The sequence below is a fragment of the Rhizobium sp. SRI_017 genome (assembly GCF_057586295.1).
In genome coordinates this window covers 129,723-145,120 of sequence record NZ_JBYCZP010000016.1, presented here as the reverse complement: position 1 = coordinate 145,120, position 15,398 = coordinate 129,723, and the positions used below count along the sequence as shown (strand labels likewise).

The window sequence follows — 15,398 nt, the reverse complement described above, 5'->3', positions numbered from 1 at the left end:
GTGCTCACGGGCATATCGCACCATGGCGCTCGCCGGCAGCTCGCTTTCCGAAAGACCGAGAGGGTCGCGTCCTTGTTCGGCACGGGCGTGGCCGAGGGCAGCATAGGCGCGGCTTCGGAGATCCTCGATCGGGATCACCGTGACATCGATCGGGACCACTGCGAGATCGTCAGCAAGTTTGTCGCGGAGCAACTCGATGCTGCCGTCGTCGATCATTTCGCGGAGCCCGAGAGCGTCGGCGGCGCGCTGCAGGCCAGCGATTACTTCCGTCCTCCGTTCGGCGCGCTCGACCCGCCGCAGGAGATAGACCCTTACAGGCCGATCGACACCTCGGAATGGATTGGCAGCAAGAGCGTCGGGCGGGCCGAGATGCTTGCGCACCATGGCATCGGTCCACCCACGATCCTTGACCAGCTTGTTCAGGGAAATGACGGGCGGGTATTCCAGGAGAACGATGGGCTTCTGGTTCATGTAAGCACCGCCCTGACAACGAAGATGCAGCAGGCGGCGACGGCCGACCAGGTGACAAGCCCGCGCCAAGAGGTCGAGCGCCGCACCGGCGCCGCGCCGCTTAAATCCGGCAGGAACTTCTTAAAGTCGCCCTCCTGCCACGCCCCTTTAAATTCTTGCTCGGCTATGCCGCGCTGGCGCAGCGGGGAAGCATCGATGACGGTCCGACGCTCGAGATCGGAGATCGGCCCGACCTGGCCAGACGGCGGTATGATGCTCACGCGCTCCACGCGGGTCGGAATGCCAGCATCATCCAGGACTGAGACGAACGCCTCGCCGACGCCGGTGTGTTCAGCTCGCCCTTGACGTCTACGCCCCGGTTTTCCCGGAAGGCGGCCGCAGTGGCGCGGACCAGTTTCATGCCAGCCGGCGTGAAGGCACGTAACGAATGCGCGATACGATTGCCGAGCTGTGCCAGCACCGTCTCCGGCACATCGGCGGCGCTCTGCGTCACGAAGAACACACCCACGCCTTTCGACCGGACCAAGCGCACCAGGCGCTCAATCTGCTGGATCAGCGGCTTTGGTGCGTCGGTGAATAAGAGGTGCGCTTCGTCGAAGAAGAAGGCGAGCTTGGGCTTTTCGAGATCCCGGACTTCAGGAGCACTCGGAACAACTCGGTCAGAAGCCAAAGGAGGAACGTGGCGTAGAGCCGCGGGCATTCGAGCAGCCGATCGGCGTGCAGGAGGTTCACCACCCTGCGGCCGGCGTCATCTGTCCAGATGAAGTCAAGAATCTCAAAGCGAGGCTCGCCGAACAGCTGGTCACCACCCTGGCTTTCCAAGGCCAAGATGCTCCGCGTTATGGCAGCCAGCGACGCGGCAGTGATGTTGCCATAGTGAGAGCAGATCTCCTCCCGGCGCTCCATCATATCAGACAGCTCCCAGCGGAGATCATCCAAGGTCAGCAGCCATCCGCGCTCATCGTCCGACTTTTTCAGTGCGATCGCCACGGCGCCGGCCTGAGCATCGTTGAGGTTCAACATCCGGGCGATGAGCTCAGCGCCCATCTCCTGCACCGATGTCTTGATCGGCAAACCGTCGGTGCCGAACAGATCCCAGAAGGCAACCGGTGTCCGATCGGCGACGAACTTGCGACCGAGAGTGCGGGTCTTGGTCGCCAGCGCCGACGTGTCATTGCCGCGCGCGGCGACGCCGCTGAGGTCGCCTTTGACATCGGCGGCAAAGACCGCAACGCCCCCCCGGGAGAATCCCTCGGCGAGCGCCTGCAGCGTGGTCGTCTTCCCTGTACCGGTCGAGCCGGTCACCAAACCATGCCGGTTGGCCTTGGCCAGCGGCATGGAGATGACACTTCCGGCCTTTGAAAATCCAATCTCGATCGAGGACATTTTGCGCTCCTGAAACAGTGAGAAATCCTACCAGAAAACCACGCTCAACAAACTGATTTTCTTGGCATTTACGCCCACCCGGTGGGGTATTCCGGGTGGGCGGCATTTCCTTTTAATTTCGGGGCACAACCGCCCCTGGCCGGCGCCACTCAGGCGCCGGATCCCATGGCGTCCAAGTCGGAGACAATCTTCGCAACGACGGCCTCTAGTTCCGAGGCATCCGTTCTGGACCGGGCAACAGCTTTATCAGCAGAGCGAACTTCGCTTCGTGATCCGGCCACTCCGCCGGCGGTACTGACAGCGCACGGTTTTTCACGGCAGCCATCTGGTCCATTACGAAGTCGTCGAGCGCTTCCAGCGCCTCCGCGCCCGGGCCTTCCTCGCCCATGCGTGGGCGGGAGACGAGGCCAGACAGGGAGTCCGAAAGATGCGCCAGAGCGTCATAGAGGCCTTCCATGCGGGTGTGGCGTTCCATGGCGGCGATGGCAGTGGCGAAGGCGGTGTTGAGGTCGATTTGAGCGGGCATCATGTTGCCTCCCATGCTTCCCGCACACGGTCGGCATAGGCCGCCGCCTTGCTGGCTATGAACTTGATGTTGGCGGCGTCACGCCGGTCGATCGAGAGCGAGCCTTTGCCGGTGTCGCGGATTCGGTCCTCGAGCAGCGAGGACAGCACCGATGACATGCTGACTATGTCGGAGATGAGCTTTCTGACCTCATCTTCCCGCTGATCGCCCGGTTCCACGGGGAACGGGGGTACGGTGGAGTTAAGCAAGCCTTCGGCGGCGGCCGGGATCGGTGTGATCGGCATCTTGATATTTCCTTCGAATAACGATTTTCGTTAAGACGAACGTAATACGTTGCCACTATTCACGTCAAACGAAAATCGTTATTGTGATCGGAAATATTCAGAGGACGCGATGATTACCCCAGAACAATGCCGGGCCGGGAGGGCCCTTGTGAACCTATCTCAGGACGAACTCGCCAAGCGAGCAAACGTCGGCCAATCGACCGTACGAAATTTCGAGGCAGGGCGATCGACTCCTGTATCGAACAATCTTCAGGCAATGCGCTCAGTGCTCGAATCTGCCGGCGTGATCTTTCAGGCCGACAAGGAAATGGTGACCGGCGGGCCTGGCGTCCGCCTGAAAGGCGAGTGACATGAGCGAGGAAGATCCAAAAATCATCGTCTCGCCGTTCTCATGCCAATTCACCAAGGATGGCATCACGGTTGACGTTCTAATCTACACGTTGGAGAACGGCGACGGCTGGTCTCTCGAACTCGTCGACGAGGAGAATAATTCGACCGTCTGGAATGAGCTGTTCACGACGGATGAAGCGGCCTGGCAGGAGTTCGAAACCGGCGTGAAGGAAATCGGTTTGGCGACGCTGCTGCAGGCCGACGATTGTGATATCACCACGGTACATTAATGGCGCGAACGCCGCCGGCTCGCCGTCGACCTCATGATAGTGACCCTGGTCTCAGCCGTCCGGCTGCGATCCAGCCCTTGAAGCGCCGATTTCTCCGCCTATATGGGCGCTCGTCCACTTGCCGAGAAAGGAGGAACCGATGGCAATCACATTTTTCGACCGCCCCCTTTTCGTCCAGCGAAAGCACTATGTCGAGGAAGTCGCCAGTCTTGAGGATGCTTTTGACCTGCTGGAGGCTTGGCCCGCCGACCAACGTGGGCTTCCTCATGAAACCTTGATGCGGGCGTACCAGGAGGCGGCGAACGGGCGCTTCCCCGTCGCCGCCATCCGCCAGAACCTTGAGCGGTTCCTGAAGAAAGCCGGCGCTCTTGCGGATATCGAGGAAGTTCCGAACTTCGCGGGATTGGCACCTGATCGGAATATCGGCAGCATATGACACACCTCCAGGCTTCATAGGCTGCGCCACTGCGGCGCCGTCAATACTATCGAACTATGATGGCGGCGTTGACTCGCATCAGGAAGGATCATCCGCAGGGTCCGGATCTTCCGCCAAGGCTGTGTACTGGCGCTCGCAGACCATCCTGAACGCCATAAGCACCTCCGCGGTCGAATAGCCGGCGTCCGCGGCCTCGACCAGAATTTCTGCCATATGCTGGTCAAGCGCTTTCTCGAGTTCAACCAGTCTTTCACGGTCGTCGAGGGCGCGGCGGGCAAGTTTCATCGGAGGCTTCCAAAAAAAATGCCGACCGCCACAGCGGCCGGCGAAGGTGACCGTCCAGGAAGGACGATGCGATATCAATCACAATACCGGCTCGTGGTTCCGCGCAGGCGTTGCAATGTTCGAAATCGTACGCTGGAAGGTTTGTTCAGCTTTCGCCGTGAGAAGTCACGTATGGAAGCAGATTCAAGCAAGTGAGATCTGCCACTTTCCCGGGCGTAATCTTGCCGAATCCTCCTTATGGCGAAAAGGCGCCGGGAGATGGCCGTGGAGACTTATATGAAATACGATTGGGACTATGTTCCACCTAAAAATCGGTACGCTGACAGCCTTGTTCAAGCCCGCCGCTGGTGTACGCGCATCGACTTTCGGGACATTGGTTTCGCACAGTTACTGCTGACGATAGTCGTGCTCTCGTGGGGAACGTTTGGGATTGCTAAGGTGCTGCAGTTGATCTAACCAACAGGCTTGCATTATTGCCCTGGTCGTAGAATTCAATGTGCGAGGGGATCAATCAACGTTCCGTCGACGGAGGGACCTCCGCCATTTGCGCAAGTACCACACCCGACACGACGCCACGCTCAAAACTTGAGATCCCGTCAGGCAAGTTAGCAATCGCTTGTGTAACCACATCCTCGTAGGAAGATTTGTCTGAAACTTGGCGATGCGCTAGAGCAACGGCCTTTAAAATTGCTTCCAAGTCGATATCAGGAAATCGGCTAACCTTGCTCAGCCTGATTTTCGTATTCTCGTAATCTGTCATGATGCACCCTCAGCGCGATCATTGCCGCGCTTTGTTTCAGACGTGCGTCATTATTTATCTATTCGTCAATATAGCCGGAAAAGATATCAGCCGTTAATCTGGGAAATACATTATTCAATCGTCGGCCTCATATTAACCAAAATCGCGGCGGCGTACCCTGCGGCCATACCACGATCGAAATCAGAGGCTTCAGCTGGAAGAGCGCTCGCTGCTAGAAGAACAACGTCTGCCAGCTCGCCATCGTCGCTATCTTCAACAACGGCCTCCACGGCTGCCTTAATCACACTCAAGTCCATTTTTTGCCCTACCGTTCGAACACCGACCAATTATGTAGTGCGTCAATTGGGGCGATGGAGTGTTTTTTGAACACCCGTACAACATAGCAGGCCCGCGCTGGAAGCATAACCGGCGTCTTATGTAGCGCGACCAAAACTGATGGAAACCGGGACGAACATCCCGATCGAGAGAGATCGCATTGAAATCGAAAAGGCCGGATCAATTCCTGCCTTTTGCGTTTGACACAAATGTGGGCTCATACCGCTCTGAGGTTATCAGCTGAGTTCTTTCCCGACTTCTTGTCGCGCACGATCTCGTAGCTGACCTTCCGGCCTTCGTTGAGCCCGCCCATTCCGGACCGTTCGACGGCGCTGATATGAACGAAGACATCGGTCGAGCCATCCTCAGGCTCGATAAGACCGAAACCCTTCGTTGCGTTGAACCATTTTACAGTGCCGGTAGCCATTGAAATTCCTTTGTGGAAGTGAAGCGCAACACGAATAGTGGGCTCCGCGTGACGCCGTCAACCCGATATCGACTCGCTTTGGGATACGGCCGGCGCCACCATGAGCTTGGCGCCGGCCTTACCTGCGATCGAGCGGCCCGAACGACCGCAGGCAATGATCAGCCGAGCGCTCGGGTGACCTCGGCGGCAATGTCGTCATCGTTCGCTGGCTCGAGGCAACCCAAGGGATCGCCGAGATCGACGGTGTCACTGCGTGGCTCCGGATGCACCTCGCCGGCCTTTAGGCGCCTCTGGTAGTCTGCCAGGAAGGTCCGGCCTTCATCACTGTTGAGCGTGAGCGCAGCACGCTTCGCGATCGCCAAGCGGGCAATCGGTTCAATGACCGACTCGCGCTGGCCTTCCGAGAGATGCTGGCGAAGGTGACCGTAGGCACCGTTCGGCGCGACGAACTTCAGCGGTTTGGTGGCGATGATCTCCATCGTCGGCACTTCTGGCTGCTTCGAATGATCGACCTTGCGGATATCGTCGAGCGCCGGCTCCACGTCGCCGGCAAGGATCTCGCGGGCACGCCTCAGGGTTGGCTTCACGATCAGCGCGTCGAGGGCCTCGGCGGGCGAAAGCGCTGGCTCCTCGTCACCGATGAAGGTTCGGTGCGCCTTCCGGATCTCGGTGAGCTTGGAAAAGGTGAATTTCGATCCGATTCCCTTCCAAGCCTTGTCAAACATGGTCGGATCGGCGTGATACAGTGCCTCCGCGATCAACGCATTCACGACCTCTCGGCCAGAAAGCGGCCCATCGAATCCCTCGGGGCGACCATCCGGACGGTGCGAGTGATATCCGGGGAGGATGCCAACGCCTTCAGGCATGGCATCAAGGATCTTCTTGCGTACTGCCATCAAGGTATTCGCCGCAGCCGTCAGATCAGCGCTCTGCGCGCTTGCTGCCTCGGCAATAGCATTCAGGGTGGCAGCGGCGCTTTCACGCTGGTCAACCGCCTTCGCATCGTTCAGCCGGCGCTCGGTGTCCGCGAGCTCGTTGCGATAGTCGACGACGAGAGAGCCGGCGTCTTCGGCGGCGAACTGTAGCTCGCGGACGTTCTTCGTGGCCTCCGCCACGGTCTTATCGTCTTTGGTGAGCAGCTTGCGCCGGCCCTCGCGGCCTTCTTCAAGCGCGGCCAGGGCGTCGGCGTGACGATGTTCGTGATCGGCAAGCTTACTGCGGAGGAAGGCGATCTCTCCCTCGATGCGGGCGACTTCGCCAGTGGGTTTGGTGGGTCGGGCCATGGGATGTTCCTTTTCGGTTAGCGGGTTGGCCGGGCGGCGTTGACGCCCGCCACGGCGGAGGACCAGCCAGCGCGGTCAGCCGGCAGATCGCTGTTCGTCGAACCGCTCGTGGAGTCGTAGACGAGAGCACCCGCTCGGCGCTTCATCTCGATCCAGTCGAGCTTCGGTACCGCGGCCTCGACCCTGGCTTCCTCGTAAGGCCGCCTGCCAGCGGCCAAGACGGCCTGACAGGTGGCAAGGGGTAGATTGAGGTCCAGCGCAAGCACGGAGGCGAGCTCGGGCATTTCCTTGCCATGTTCGGACTGGAGGACCGCCTTGATCCTGGCGGCGTCGGACGGTTCCGTCATCGCCGGCGGCGCCGGTGCGGCTATCGCTGGAGCGAGTGGCGCGCTAGCGCGGGTTCTAGAAGTGGAGTGCGATCGGCTACCTATCATGCCGGTAATCGCCGCCTCAAGCTGGCCAACCGAGTCCGCCATGCCGGCGGTAACGCAGGCGCGTCCTACGAGCATGCCGCCGGCGCCGAATCTTTTCATCACTGCCTCGGCGGACACGCTGCGATTTCTGGCCACGGTGGCGATGAGGACGGCTGCGACCTCGTCGACCATCTTCTGCACCCTCTCGCGGCCATCCTCGGTGTTTGGATCCGGCCTCTTGCCCGGCGACTGAGAGGAGACGAATTCAAAGCTGCGGCGCCCAGTCCGTTCTTCTTCGGCCTTTTTGTCAGGGACGCCGACCACAACACCGATCGAGCCAAGCAGCGCCATTTCCGAAACGATGATCTTTCGGCAGCGGAGGCGATGAGATATCCGGCCGATGCTGCCAAGCCGGACACAAAGGCCGTTACGGGTTTGCGGCTGCGCGCTTCATAGATGGCGGTGGCGAGCTCATCACATCCATTGACCTCGCCGCCGGGACTATCGATCACGAGCAGGATCGACTGAACCTTTGGGCTATCAAGTGCGACCTGAAGATCCCTGCGAAGGATCTCATAGGAGGTCGCGCCGCTGTAATGCACGAACAAGTTGGCTTTCTTGAACAGCGGACCATCGACATAGAGGATCGCAACTCCATCGCGGTAGCCGGCCCGCTGCGATTTCGCCAACTATTCAGAGCGATAGGCTTCAAGCATCTGCGGGCTCGCTTCGGTTGCCCGGCTCGCGATAGCGACCAGTTCGTCGACTCGTTCTGGTAGGATCGCCCAAGGCGTGCTCGCAGCGTGCTCGAGGAACTTCATGTCAGTTCACCGCGTCGCCGAAGCGTCCACGATTGACATCGGCAACGGCCCGTCCCCACGCCGCCCGTGCGGCCTCCTTGCCGGCGCCGCCGATGACCTCGGCCGCACCCAGGCCATGGGCGCCGAGATCAGCGTCCGCTCGATTTCCGTTGGCGTGGCTGTCGTCGTTGGCGCCTTGGCCGGCAGAACTTCCGGCCTTGACGCTGGCGATGTCCTTCACCGCGGCATCGATGACCGTCTGAGCGGCGTCGGCCGACAAATCGGTGTCCAGTGCCAGGCAGCGGGCGATTTCCGGCAAGCCGGCGACGTCGCCACTGGCCAGAATGGTTTTGATACGATCAGTCACTGGTTGCTCTCCTCATGGGAACGATGTTGGCGGCGCTCTCTACAAGCTGTTGCCGATGATGAATGTCTGCCTGCGCCCGACGCGCCAGCTCAGCTTCAACCATCTCGTCGAGACAGCCGCGGGCGGCGGCTAGGATTTGGATGGCTTCCACACGGGTGGCACTCGTGCTGAAAGCGAGGTGACGGGCGAGCGGATCAAGCGCCTTGCCCTGCCTGTGCTGAAGGATCGGCCGAAGGCGATCATGCACCCGCTGTGTTTCCTCACGGACGATCGCGGCGTGCTCCTCTTCGGTCATGGGGTCGAAGCCTCGGCGGTGATTCCGGCGGCGGCGAGTTCTGCGGCAATCGTCTCGTCGAGTATTCTCAACAGCAGCTTCAACGTGAACTTGGGAACGCTGAGGGGTGTGTTGTCGGCGACATGCTCGAGCGCCTTTTCGCGCCACCACGCGATATCCGTGGCCGGGTTCTTCGTGACCTTTGCCTTGATGTGCAGGGCGGCATCCTGCCGAATTCGCGCATCTTGGCGGCAGCCTTGTCGAAAGCCTCGTCGGGCGTGTCCTTGGATTTGCGGGCGAACATCAGAGCTGCACCTCATTGAGATCGTTCGGCCCAAAGATCCCGGAGAGCGGGCGGCCCCGCTCGAGGAGCTTCTCGGCTGCAGCGCGCAACATGAACTCTGCGCTGGACACGCCAGCCCAGTTCGCTTCCTGGAACAGTTCGCGCCGGAAGCTCTCGGTGACGATCGAGTTCGGGAGCGTCAGGCGGACCTGGTCAGTATCGATGTGAGACATGATGGCCTCCGTTTCTGAGGCTGAATCTCCCACGATGGCGACGGCGGGAACACTGGACAGCGTTGGACATCGTTGCCACGGCGACCGTCGTCGCCGCTCCAACCGAAGCGTCCGAATTTCGGACGCGTCCGGAAAACTACTTTGCACCCCCCGCCAAGAGTCGCATGGATAGTGAGCGCTCGCGTTTGGCTTTTTGCTCCTGTTCCTTTCGGATCGCGGCAAGCTCGGCTTCCCTGAACGCCACCTCTCGTTGCTGGACGATATGTGCATGGTCTCGGACCCGGTCATGGTCACACTTGCCCTGCTGCATCATCCGGAAGGGCGCCAAGTCGCGGTTAATGATTGCTGATAGGGCCGGCAAGAACACAAGTTTCGTCGCGCCCTTGTCGCTCTGCTGGTAGATCCGATACTTCTTCGCCTTTCTGTCGATGGTCTTGGTCGACAGTCCGAAAAGCTGAGATGCTCGCTCGAGCTTCTCGCCTTCGCCGATCGGAAACAGCACCGGCAAAGCCAGATCATCGTCCCCGAACAGCAGATCCTCCTCGGCGACGAAATTCTCGCGATGACAGGCCAGTTTGTCGCTCTTGGGCTTGGCCTTCTGGGTCATGATTTCCTCGCTTTCCGCGGCCGGATCTTGCTCCGCGTCAATGGTTGGATCTTCCAGGAGATCGCGTCGAGCCGGCCGCGGTCGAGCGGCTGGCCGTCATCAAACCTGATCGATTTCAGTCCATCGAGAAAGGCCTGGCGCTGGCTGTCGCTCATCGAAGATCGATCCGCATACTCCGATCGCGAGACGATGCGCGAGATCGACGTTGGGCACCAGCAACAATTTCGCGATCGAGCCGGCGTTCAAACCCAGCAACCAGAAAACGAGCGCGGAATACTTCGCGGATTCCGGGTGACGCGTCTTTGGAAGGAAGTTGAGCGCGTAGGGAGCATCGGTCATGCGGCACCTCGCGGATCCGGCCGGTGGTCGGCGAACTTCAGGCGGTACAGCTCGGCGGTAATGGCCTGCGAGTACCCCTGGACGAGCTGATATGCCTGGTCCTCGGAGAACCCATTGATGATATAGCGCAACATAATCATGCCGATCTCGTTGAGCATCGCTTGAGGCTGATCATGCGCAGGCGCTGCATGAACGCGCTGCGCCGCCGCCCTTATGGACGAGTGTAGGCGACGCGGGGGGAATGGCAGGATTGTTGCCGTCTGCTCGAGGAGGTGGAGGAAGTTAAGCTGATGTGCCACCGTAAAACTCCTCTGAAAGGTCTGGAAGTTCGACCGCCCCGTCTATGGAAATCTCGCTGAATCTCAGCTGACGGTCGACGCGGTAGGCGCAGGGCTCTCCGTCTTCGTCTTTGGAATAAACGAGCAAGCGAAACGGCTTCACGGAGACGATCTTGTTGACGAAGCATTCACCCAATCCGGGAATGGCTACCTTCTCGTCGTTTTGAATGGATTGATGGACCGCGCCCTCGCGCGCGGTCCTGTCCTCAACATTAGTTTCGGATATTTTATCGGTAGGAGATGATTGGATTTCCCATCCTCTTTTTGAGGATGGGAATCTACTTCTTCCTCTTTACTCTTATATCTGTATGCGTCCGCATAATCGTCGCTTTGATTTTGTTGACTTTTTTCTCATACCATGCGCGCATTTTCTTGCGCACTTTTCGATTTCCTTGCGAAGTTCTCGAGTTCACGGTCAACGAGCGGTGACCATAAACGGTCTCGAACTTTGATTATGAGGGACGCTTCTAGCAGGGCTTCGTGCGCGTCATCGAAGGCCTTCTTCGTCGTCCCCGCGCACTTGGAAAGTCGCCGTGCGTCGTTGATAATCGGCGCTCCGAAATCGTGCATGATCGCGATCAGGGTCACATAGACACCTCGCTCACCCGCTTTCATGCTGCCGACTTGGGTAAGGTACTCAGTCGGGAAAAATTTAAACCAAGCGGCCTTGCTCGTAGAGCTAACTTGCTCATCGGATTCAGCCATCGCCGTCCTCCATGGCTATGGCGAGCACGATCGCATGACCGGCGGCGGTCATGCTGATGTTGAACCGATCGGCGATAGCCGCCAGGGCGCTATCCGCATTTCTGTTCTGGCGGTACCAGTCGGCCGCCGCCCGCACGGCGGCGTCGCGCTCGGTGCCGCGGAGCACTTGGCGATGTTGGCCGGTCAACGTTTCGGTGCCCGGGCCGACCATTAAGAGGGGATCTCTGAATCGAGATCGTTGGCCCGGGTCTTTCGGCGGGCTCTGCGCTCCGCGGGCGAGACATTGCGGTCGAACTCGTATGCAGGCTCAACGCCGTCATGAAGGTGGTTGGCTAGCGCTCGGGAGATCGCCGACCAGAACATCTTCTCGGCGCCGAATTCACCGACATCGGCGGTCCGGGCAATATGCTCCACACCTGCCTTGACCATGCCGCTCAACCAGGTCATTTCGAAGTGATCTTCGAAATCGGGCCGGAGCGTTTTGGATGGAATTTCATGATGAATGCGTCGTGATGCTGGCTGTATTGAACTTCTCCTCGGGTTTGGACCAGACGAAGGTAGAGCGGCAAAGCGGCATCTCCTCTACGCGCCGGACGACGGCGCAGGCGTCGGCGACGCTGAGTTCGAACTCGACCATCAGATCGGGTATCGGCGTTCGTGAGGACGGTCGATCGGCGTACGCGACGGCGGCGCGCTCGACGAGCTCAGCGCGGTCGGGGAGGGGACCTCGGTCGTCCATCATAGCGAGATCTCCTCGAAAAACTCGCGAAGCTTCTTACGACTGGCGACCCACCGGCCGCCGACTTTCTTCGCGGGCAATTCGCCGTTTGTCAGCATGTGGAAAGTCTGCCGGGGCGTTCGCCCGATCTCCTCTGCGATCGCGTCACAGCCCCAAGCTAGGCTCTCGGTACCGGGAGTGTTCGACTGCTGCGCTTCCATTCCAACCTCCAAACGAATCATGTTACTCATGATTGACAATAAGAGTAACAAATGTTTGTGTATGTTGAAAGTGCGTAAGGGGGCGTATAGGCTGTCTTCAAATGGGAGACAGAATCAAATGCCGAGGGACAAAGCGGGGACAGTGCGGAAGGTCTTTATGCTGCCTGACGATCTCGTCGAGAGGATTGCAGCCTACCAACATAGACTGGGTATCCCATCGGAGGTGGAGGCCGTCCGCCGCTTGCTGGATGATGGCCTGAAGTACCGGGATGATTGGTGGAGCCTAGCGAATCGGTTCAGAAGGCATCTTACCGAAAGCCGTTCGCTAAGGGAGGCAGCCCGGGACACCCTTGTTGATCATCCAATGATAACCAGCATGGGGTTCAGCAATGACAGCCTCGAATACACCATGTCCACTGGTGAGCAGGTACAGGCTCTCGCTGATGGGAGCATGCAGGTGCGCTCGAAGTCTGGAGATGATCACGTTCCTGCCTTCGAATTCGATGCAAACGGGAAAATTGCGAACCCGGACCTGCCATTCTGAAGAAGGCGATGAATGTCCGTTCGCAGGCGTGAATGGACCACACCAAAGGGTGAAGCGAAGACCGCTTGGGTCTGCGACTATGTCGACATGGCGGGGAAGCGCCGGCTGAAGGCCTTCGCGAAAAAAAAGACGCCGATCATTTTGCCGCTACCGCCTCTGTTGAGGTTCGGGAAGGCGTCCACGTTGCTGACAGCGCCAGTGCGCGATCGATGCAGCGGGTAAGCTTTGGCTGGCAGGCGCCAAGGCGGCCGGGCTCGAGCGCGCGACCGTTGAGGATTATGAACGGCATGTTCGCTTGCACATCAATCCCCAGATCGGAGCAACGAAGCTCTCCGCACTGACGATCGCCAAGGTGCGCGCATTCGAGGACGCGCTACGCGCGGCCGATCGATCGCCGGCTATGGCGAAGAAGGTGCTGGTGAGCCTCGGCACACTGATCGCCGACACGCAGGAGCGTGGCCTCGTTGCGCGCAATGTGGTGCGCGACATCAAGGGCCGCCGCGGCTCCGCCGAGTTGCGCCAGGAGAAGCGGCAGAAGGGCAAGCTGAAGGTCGGGATAGACATCCCCACGAGAGATCAGGTGAAGGCACTCCTTGGCGTGCTTTCAGGGCGCTGGCGGGCGCTGTTCCTGACCGCTGCATTCTGCGGCTTGCGAGCCTCCGAACTCCGAGGCCTTCGGTGGCAGGATGTGAATTTCGAGAAGCGCGAGATCCGCGTGCATCAGCGCGCCGATCGGTTCAACGACATAGGAAAGCCCAAGTCCATCGCCGGTGAACGCACCGTGCCGGCACCGCCGATGGTGATAACGCGCTGAAAGAATGGAAGCTATCTTGCACGAAGCGCGATACCGGCAAAGTGGACGCGGCCGGCGAGAAGATCATGGCGCTTGAGCTCTGCTTTCCGAATGGCACCGGCAAGGTGGAGCAGCTCAAGAACATCCTTCGCCGCGGCCTGCATCCGGCCTGGGTCAACGCTGGGGTCGCTATTGAGACGGACGAGCTCGATAAGGACGGTAAGCCGGTCCTCGCGCCGAAGTACACGGGCATGCTCGCGCCGAGGCATTGGTTCGCCTCCTGGTGCATCAACCAGAAGGAGGACGGAGGTCTCGCGCTGCCGCCGAAACTGGTCCAAGAACGCATGGGGCATTCGTCGATCGTGGTTACGATGGACGTCTACGGGCACCTCTTTCCGAGTTCCGACGAAGCCGACGAAATGGCTGCTGCTGAGCGCGCCTTCTTCAACTGACCGCAACATGGATGCGACATGAAGCGTGCGAGTGCCGAGAAGTCTCGACGTCGTATCAGCTTCCTAATCTGGGGGTCACTGGTTCGAATCCAGTCGGGATCGCCAGTCGGGTCCTACCGCAAGTTTTGGGAATTACTGGCCTTACGACGCGCAGGCCATGCGCCAGCAGACAGGGAAGCCGCTTTGCGGCTCCCCAACAATCAAATCAGCAGACGCGCTTCTTGACGACTTCGCCCCAGGCGTTGACGCGCTTCTTGACGATGCAGGGCGCAGCGTAGACGCGCACGCGGGGCGAGTAGACGCGGACGCGCGGGCGCACGACCACGACGGCGGCCGGGCGGCGCCAGCCGGACTTGTACTTGAAAACCACGCCGGCATCGGCGCTGGTTGCGAAGGAGGCGGCTGCCACAAAGGCAGCGACGCTGCCAACGATCAGTTTCTTCATCTTCTTCTCCGTCTGGGCGAATTGCCCGATCACGTGGTGTCGGCCCACTTCATCGATTCTTGCTTAACGGTGTATGAATGAAGACTGATATTCTGCATCGGACGGCGCAGGCAGACGCGATGCCTGAGGCAGGAACGCCGCAATGGCGGAGAAAGGATCAATCCTGGCGCCAGACGCAGCCGTCGGAAAAATGCAGCTTGCCGGCCGCATGGGTGATGTCCTGGAATCTGTCGCGGCCTTCGATCCAGGCGACCGGGCCGAACTCGGAGAGCGTTATGCTGCCATGCAGCCTGAGGCCGTCTGCGGTTCGGTGGTGGATGACGGCGACATCCCGGGAAATTGCCTTCACATGCCATTCTCCACCCTCGCAGGGGCCGCAAAGCGGGAGAATGTCCTCGGTCCTTCGGCCCGGCGCGATGCTTGCCGCAACCCGATGGTCGGGACGCAGCGACAATATGCCGACGAGACGATGCTCAAGCCGCGGGTCCTTGAGCGGGATGGTCTCGGCAAGATCGGCAATGGAGCGGGTCAGGAACAGCAGGCGATAGTTCTTCGCCCCATAGTCATCGAGCGCCGCGGTGATATCCCGGAAGGCCTGTTGCCCCAGTCCGAAGCGCATATGGAAGTCGTTGTCGCCATCTGCGAACTGGCCGAGATTGTGCTGCGAGTTGGAGAGGACCAGAGTCTTTTCCTCGTCCGAGCGCAGCAGTGTGGATAGTCGCGACCAGAGTGCCGCATATTTATCGTTGACCCGGGCGATCTCCCTCTGCCAGCCCTCGGCAAGCCCGAGCTTGTCGTCGGCCAGGGGATAGTCGTGCCAGAAATACATACCGCCGACCTCGATGCCCTCGCGGCCGTCGGATGCCATCCGGAAGACGCGCGCCGTATCTTCGTCATGCTGCAACGAGGCGCCGTCGGTTTCCAGTGCCCTGAGGAGCGCCGCCCGGGTGGCAATGTTGAAGTCGAAGGGCATGCGGCGGCTTGCCCCGTCGAGGTCTTCGAGGATGAAGCGGGTCTGGCAGGAATGCCCAAGGGAAACCAGCATCGTCTCACTCTTCGCAACAGCCGGCGCA

30 protein-coding genes and 3 pseudogenes are annotated in these 15,398 nt (G+C 59.9%); 6 read left to right on the top strand and 27 right to left on the bottom strand.

Going from position 1 to position 15,398, the window contains the following annotated elements; genetic code table 11:
* The 5 genes and pseudogenes from AC2YI2_RS27805 to AC2YI2_RS27785 all read right to left on the bottom strand — a co-directional run.
* The coding region (locus AC2YI2_RS27805; RefSeq protein ID WP_487389777.1) for a hypothetical protein at nt 1-471 on the bottom strand (471 nt) is incomplete at its 3' end.
* The gene (locus AC2YI2_RS27800; protein WP_487389776.1) at nt 468-740 is read right to left on the bottom strand and encodes a hypothetical protein; all 273 of its coding nucleotides are present in this window, start codon (nt 738-740) and stop codon (nt 468-470) included. The genes AC2YI2_RS27800 and AC2YI2_RS27805, both read right to left, overlap by 4 nt.
* Nucleotides 728-1,809, bottom strand: a pseudogene (locus AC2YI2_RS27795) (helicase HerA-like domain-containing protein). The gene AC2YI2_RS27800 and the pseudogene AC2YI2_RS27795 overlap by 13 nt, the downstream one beginning before the upstream one ends.
* Before the next feature lie 253 nt (nt 1,810-2,062).
* Nucleotides 2,063-2,386, bottom strand: coding sequence for a hypothetical protein (locus tag AC2YI2_RS27790; RefSeq protein WP_487389775.1), 324 nt, complete (start codon nt 2,384-2,386; stop codon nt 2,063-2,065).
* Nucleotides 2,383-2,667: a hypothetical protein gene (locus AC2YI2_RS27785; RefSeq protein ID WP_487389774.1), complete on the bottom strand. Its 285-nt coding sequence runs from the start codon at nt 2,665-2,667 to the stop codon at nt 2,383-2,385. The genes AC2YI2_RS27790 and AC2YI2_RS27785 overlap by 4 nt, the downstream gene beginning before the upstream one ends.
* Before the next feature lie 109 nt (nt 2,668-2,776).
* On the opposite strand from AC2YI2_RS27785, the gene AC2YI2_RS27780 reads away from it, so the two are divergent.
* The 3 genes from AC2YI2_RS27780 to AC2YI2_RS27770 all read left to right on the top strand — a co-directional run bounded on the left by AC2YI2_RS27780 (nt 2,777) and on the right by AC2YI2_RS27770 (nt 3,723).
* The gene (locus AC2YI2_RS27780) at nt 2,777-3,016 is read left to right on the top strand and encodes a helix-turn-helix domain-containing protein (protein ID WP_487389773.1); all 240 of its coding nucleotides are present in this window, start codon (nt 2,777-2,779) and stop codon (nt 3,014-3,016) included.
* 1 nt (nt 3,017) lies between these two features.
* Nucleotides 3,018-3,287: a hypothetical protein gene (locus AC2YI2_RS27775; protein ID WP_487389772.1), complete on the top strand. Its 270-nt coding sequence runs from the start codon at nt 3,018-3,020 to the stop codon at nt 3,285-3,287.
* A 139-nt stretch (nt 3,288-3,426) separates the two neighbouring features.
* Nucleotides 3,427-3,723 carry a DUF982 domain-containing protein gene (locus AC2YI2_RS27770; RefSeq protein WP_487389771.1) on the top strand — a complete coding sequence of 99 codons (297 nt, stop codon included), beginning with the start codon at nt 3,427-3,429 and terminating at the stop codon, nt 3,721-3,723.
* Between the two features lie 78 nt (nt 3,724-3,801).
* On the opposite strand, the gene AC2YI2_RS27765 is transcribed toward AC2YI2_RS27770, so the two are convergent.
* Complete coding sequence (locus AC2YI2_RS27765; RefSeq protein ID WP_487389770.1) at nt 3,802-4,008, bottom strand: hypothetical protein; 207 nt, start codon at nt 4,006-4,008, stop codon at nt 3,802-3,804.
* Between the two features lie 276 nt (nt 4,009-4,284).
* On the opposite strand from AC2YI2_RS27765, the gene AC2YI2_RS27760 reads away from it, so the two are divergent.
* On the top strand, nt 4,285-4,464 hold the full coding sequence (locus AC2YI2_RS27760; RefSeq protein WP_487389769.1) for a hypothetical protein: 180 nt from the start codon (nt 4,285-4,287) through the stop codon (nt 4,462-4,464).
* Nucleotides 4,465-4,519: 55 nt separating this feature from the next.
* On the opposite strand, the gene AC2YI2_RS27755 is transcribed toward AC2YI2_RS27760, so the two are convergent.
* The 19 genes and pseudogenes from AC2YI2_RS27755 to AC2YI2_RS27665 form a co-directional block, all read right to left on the bottom strand.
* Nucleotides 4,520-4,768, bottom strand: coding sequence for a hypothetical protein (locus AC2YI2_RS27755; protein ID WP_487389768.1), 249 nt, complete (start codon nt 4,766-4,768; stop codon nt 4,520-4,522).
* A gap of 110 nt (nt 4,769-4,878) precedes the next feature.
* The gene (locus AC2YI2_RS27750) at nt 4,879-5,064 is read right to left on the bottom strand and encodes a hypothetical protein (protein WP_487389767.1); all 186 of its coding nucleotides are present in this window, start codon (nt 5,062-5,064) and stop codon (nt 4,879-4,881) included.
* A gap of 236 nt (nt 5,065-5,300) precedes the next feature.
* Nucleotides 5,301-5,510, bottom strand: coding sequence for a cold-shock protein (locus AC2YI2_RS27745; protein ID WP_487389766.1), 210 nt, complete (start codon nt 5,508-5,510; stop codon nt 5,301-5,303).
* Nucleotides 5,511-5,668: 158 nt separating this feature from the next.
* A complete protein-coding gene (locus AC2YI2_RS27740) occupies nt 5,669-6,793 on the bottom strand; it encodes a hypothetical protein (protein ID WP_487389765.1) in 1,125 nt (374 codons plus the stop codon).
* A 17-nt stretch (nt 6,794-6,810) separates the two neighbouring features.
* On the bottom strand, nt 6,811-7,569 hold the full coding sequence (locus AC2YI2_RS27735) for a S49 family peptidase (RefSeq protein ID WP_487389783.1): 759 nt from the start codon (nt 7,567-7,569) through the stop codon (nt 6,811-6,813).
* 11 nt (nt 7,570-7,580) lie between these two features.
* A pseudogene (locus AC2YI2_RS27730) lies at nt 7,581-7,808 on the bottom strand (ATP-dependent Clp protease proteolytic subunit); the annotation flags it as partial.
* A gap of 87 nt (nt 7,809-7,895) precedes the next feature.
* On the bottom strand, nt 7,896-8,027 hold the full coding sequence (locus AC2YI2_RS27725; RefSeq protein ID WP_487389764.1) for a hypothetical protein: 132 nt from the start codon (nt 8,025-8,027) through the stop codon (nt 7,896-7,898).
* A 1-nt stretch (nt 8,028) separates the two neighbouring features.
* Nucleotides 8,029-8,373, bottom strand: coding sequence for a hypothetical protein (locus AC2YI2_RS27720; RefSeq protein ID WP_487389763.1), 345 nt, complete (start codon nt 8,371-8,373; stop codon nt 8,029-8,031).
* Entirely contained in the window at nt 8,366-8,668 is a 303-nt protein-coding gene (locus tag AC2YI2_RS27715; protein ID WP_487389762.1) for a hypothetical protein, read from the bottom strand. Before AC2YI2_RS27715 ends, AC2YI2_RS27720 begins: the two co-directional genes overlap by 8 nt.
* Nucleotides 8,665-8,967, bottom strand: coding sequence for a hypothetical protein (locus tag AC2YI2_RS27710; protein ID WP_487389761.1), 303 nt, complete (start codon nt 8,965-8,967; stop codon nt 8,665-8,667). The genes AC2YI2_RS27715 and AC2YI2_RS27710 overlap by 4 nt, the downstream gene beginning before the upstream one ends.
* A complete protein-coding gene (locus tag AC2YI2_RS27705; RefSeq protein WP_487389760.1) occupies nt 8,951-9,163 on the bottom strand; it encodes a hypothetical protein in 213 nt (70 codons plus the stop codon). Before AC2YI2_RS27705 ends, AC2YI2_RS27710 begins: the two co-directional genes overlap by 17 nt.
* Nucleotides 9,164-9,299: 136 nt before the next feature.
* Entirely contained in the window at nt 9,300-9,770 is a 471-nt protein-coding gene (locus AC2YI2_RS27700; protein ID WP_487389759.1) for a hypothetical protein, read from the bottom strand.
* Nucleotides 9,771-9,869: 99 nt separating this feature from the next.
* Nucleotides 9,870-10,109 (bottom strand): hypothetical protein, encoded by a 240-nt coding sequence (locus AC2YI2_RS27695; protein WP_487389758.1) that lies wholly within the window; start codon nt 10,107-10,109, stop codon nt 9,870-9,872.
* Nucleotides 10,106-10,408 carry a hypothetical protein gene (locus AC2YI2_RS27690; protein ID WP_487389757.1) on the bottom strand — a complete coding sequence of 101 codons (303 nt, stop codon included), beginning with the start codon at nt 10,406-10,408 and terminating at the stop codon, nt 10,106-10,108. Before AC2YI2_RS27690 ends, AC2YI2_RS27695 begins: the two co-directional genes overlap by 4 nt.
* Nucleotides 10,409-10,798: 390 nt before the next feature.
* Complete coding sequence (locus AC2YI2_RS27685; protein WP_487389756.1) at nt 10,799-11,152, bottom strand: DUF1376 domain-containing protein; 354 nt, start codon at nt 11,150-11,152, stop codon at nt 10,799-10,801.
* Nucleotides 11,145-11,339 (bottom strand): hypothetical protein, encoded by a 195-nt coding sequence (locus AC2YI2_RS27680; RefSeq protein ID WP_487389755.1) that lies wholly within the window; start codon nt 11,337-11,339, stop codon nt 11,145-11,147. The genes AC2YI2_RS27685 and AC2YI2_RS27680 overlap by 8 nt, the downstream gene beginning before the upstream one ends.
* A 23-nt stretch (nt 11,340-11,362) precedes the next feature.
* Complete coding sequence (locus tag AC2YI2_RS27675; RefSeq protein WP_487389754.1) at nt 11,363-11,599, bottom strand: hypothetical protein; 237 nt, start codon at nt 11,597-11,599, stop codon at nt 11,363-11,365.
* Between the two features lie 46 nt (nt 11,600-11,645).
* On the bottom strand, nt 11,646-11,894 hold the full coding sequence (locus tag AC2YI2_RS27670; protein WP_487389753.1) for a hypothetical protein: 249 nt from the start codon (nt 11,892-11,894) through the stop codon (nt 11,646-11,648).
* Entirely contained in the window at nt 11,891-12,091 is a 201-nt protein-coding gene (locus AC2YI2_RS27665) for a DNA-binding protein (RefSeq protein ID WP_487389752.1), read from the bottom strand. Before AC2YI2_RS27665 ends, AC2YI2_RS27670 begins: the two co-directional genes overlap by 4 nt.
* Before the next feature lie 118 nt (nt 12,092-12,209).
* Here AC2YI2_RS27665 and AC2YI2_RS27660 point away from each other — a divergent pair, with 118 nt between their 5' ends.
* Nucleotides 12,210-12,635: a hypothetical protein gene (locus AC2YI2_RS27660; protein WP_487389751.1), complete on the top strand. Its 426-nt coding sequence runs from the start codon at nt 12,210-12,212 to the stop codon at nt 12,633-12,635.
* Between the two features lie 12 nt (nt 12,636-12,647).
* Nucleotides 12,648-13,880 (top strand): annotated as a pseudogene (locus AC2YI2_RS27655) (tyrosine-type recombinase/integrase).
* A 205-nt stretch (nt 13,881-14,085) separates the two neighbouring features.
* On the opposite strand, the gene AC2YI2_RS27650 reads toward AC2YI2_RS27655, so the two are convergent.
* Together AC2YI2_RS27650 and AC2YI2_RS27645 are read right to left on the bottom strand one after the other, a co-directional pair.
* Nucleotides 14,086-14,325 carry a hypothetical protein gene (locus AC2YI2_RS27650; protein ID WP_487389750.1) on the bottom strand — a complete coding sequence of 80 codons (240 nt, stop codon included), beginning with the start codon at nt 14,323-14,325 and terminating at the stop codon, nt 14,086-14,088.
* Nucleotides 14,326-14,482: 157 nt separating this feature from the next.
* A complete protein-coding gene (locus AC2YI2_RS27645; protein ID WP_487389749.1) occupies nt 14,483-15,370 on the bottom strand; it encodes a hypothetical protein in 888 nt (295 codons plus the stop codon).
* Nucleotides 15,371-15,398: the final 28 nt, after the last annotated feature.

Coding starts and splice junctions, on each gene's coding strand:
- AC2YI2_RS27750 (WP_487389767.1), bottom strand. CDS start 5,064: ATGGACTTGAGTGTGATTAAGGCAGCCGTGGAGGCCGTTGTTGAAGAT.
- AC2YI2_RS27695 (WP_487389758.1), bottom strand. CDS start 10,109: ATGACCGATGCTCCCTACGCGCTCAACTTCCTTCCAAAGACGCGTCAC.
- AC2YI2_RS27785 (WP_487389774.1), bottom strand. CDS start 2,667: ATGCCGATCACACCGATCCCGGCCGCCGCCGAAGGCTTGCTTAACTCC.
- AC2YI2_RS27755 (WP_487389768.1), bottom strand. CDS start 4,768: ATGACAGATTACGAGAATACGAAAATCAGGCTGAGCAAGGTTAGCCGA.
- AC2YI2_RS27740 (WP_487389765.1), bottom strand. CDS start 6,793: ATGGCCCGACCCACCAAACCCACTGGCGAAGTCGCCCGCATCGAGGGA.
- AC2YI2_RS27710 (WP_487389761.1), bottom strand. CDS start 8,967: ATGAGGTGCAGCTCTGATGTTCGCCCGCAAATCCAAGGACACGCCCGA.
- AC2YI2_RS27790 (WP_487389775.1), bottom strand. CDS start 2,386: ATGATGCCCGCTCAAATCGACCTCAACACCGCCTTCGCCACTGCCATC.
- AC2YI2_RS27745 (WP_487389766.1), bottom strand. CDS start 5,510: ATGGCTACCGGCACTGTAAAATGGTTCAACGCAACGAAGGGTTTCGGT.
- AC2YI2_RS27665 (WP_487389752.1), bottom strand. CDS start 12,091: ATGGAAGCGCAGCAGTCGAACACTCCCGGTACCGAGAGCCTAGCTTGG.
- AC2YI2_RS27685 (WP_487389756.1), bottom strand. CDS start 11,152: ATGGCTGAATCCGATGAGCAAGTTAGCTCTACGAGCAAGGCCGCTTGG.
- AC2YI2_RS27770 (WP_487389771.1), top strand. CDS start 3,427: ATGGCAATCACATTTTTCGACCGCCCCCTTTTCGTCCAGCGAAAGCAC.
- AC2YI2_RS27715 (WP_487389762.1), bottom strand. CDS start 8,668: ATGACCGAAGAGGAGCACGCCGCGATCGTCCGTGAGGAAACACAGCGG.
- AC2YI2_RS27700 (WP_487389759.1), bottom strand. CDS start 9,770: ATGACCCAGAAGGCCAAGCCCAAGAGCGACAAACTGGCCTGTCATCGC.
- AC2YI2_RS27645 (WP_487389749.1), bottom strand. CDS start 15,370: ATGCTGGTTTCCCTTGGGCATTCCTGCCAGACCCGCTTCATCCTCGAA.
- AC2YI2_RS27650 (WP_487389750.1), bottom strand. CDS start 14,325: ATGAAGAAACTGATCGTTGGCAGCGTCGCTGCCTTTGTGGCAGCCGCC.
- AC2YI2_RS27765 (WP_487389770.1), bottom strand. CDS start 4,008: ATGAAACTTGCCCGCCGCGCCCTCGACGACCGTGAAAGACTGGTTGAA.
- AC2YI2_RS27660 (WP_487389751.1), top strand. CDS start 12,210: ATGCCGAGGGACAAAGCGGGGACAGTGCGGAAGGTCTTTATGCTGCCT.
- AC2YI2_RS27780 (WP_487389773.1), top strand. CDS start 2,777: ATGATTACCCCAGAACAATGCCGGGCCGGGAGGGCCCTTGTGAACCTA.
- AC2YI2_RS27725 (WP_487389764.1), bottom strand. CDS start 8,027: ATGAAGTTCCTCGAGCACGCTGCGAGCACGCCTTGGGCGATCCTACCA.
- AC2YI2_RS27760 (WP_487389769.1), top strand. CDS start 4,285: ATGAAATACGATTGGGACTATGTTCCACCTAAAAATCGGTACGCTGAC.
- AC2YI2_RS27775 (WP_487389772.1), top strand. CDS start 3,018: ATGAGCGAGGAAGATCCAAAAATCATCGTCTCGCCGTTCTCATGCCAA.
- AC2YI2_RS27705 (WP_487389760.1), bottom strand. CDS start 9,163: ATGTCTCACATCGATACTGACCAGGTCCGCCTGACGCTCCCGAACTCG.
- AC2YI2_RS27670 (WP_487389753.1), bottom strand. CDS start 11,894: ATGATGGACGACCGAGGTCCCCTCCCCGACCGCGCTGAGCTCGTCGAG.
- AC2YI2_RS27675 (WP_487389754.1), bottom strand. CDS start 11,599: ATGACCTGGTTGAGCGGCATGGTCAAGGCAGGTGTGGAGCATATTGCC.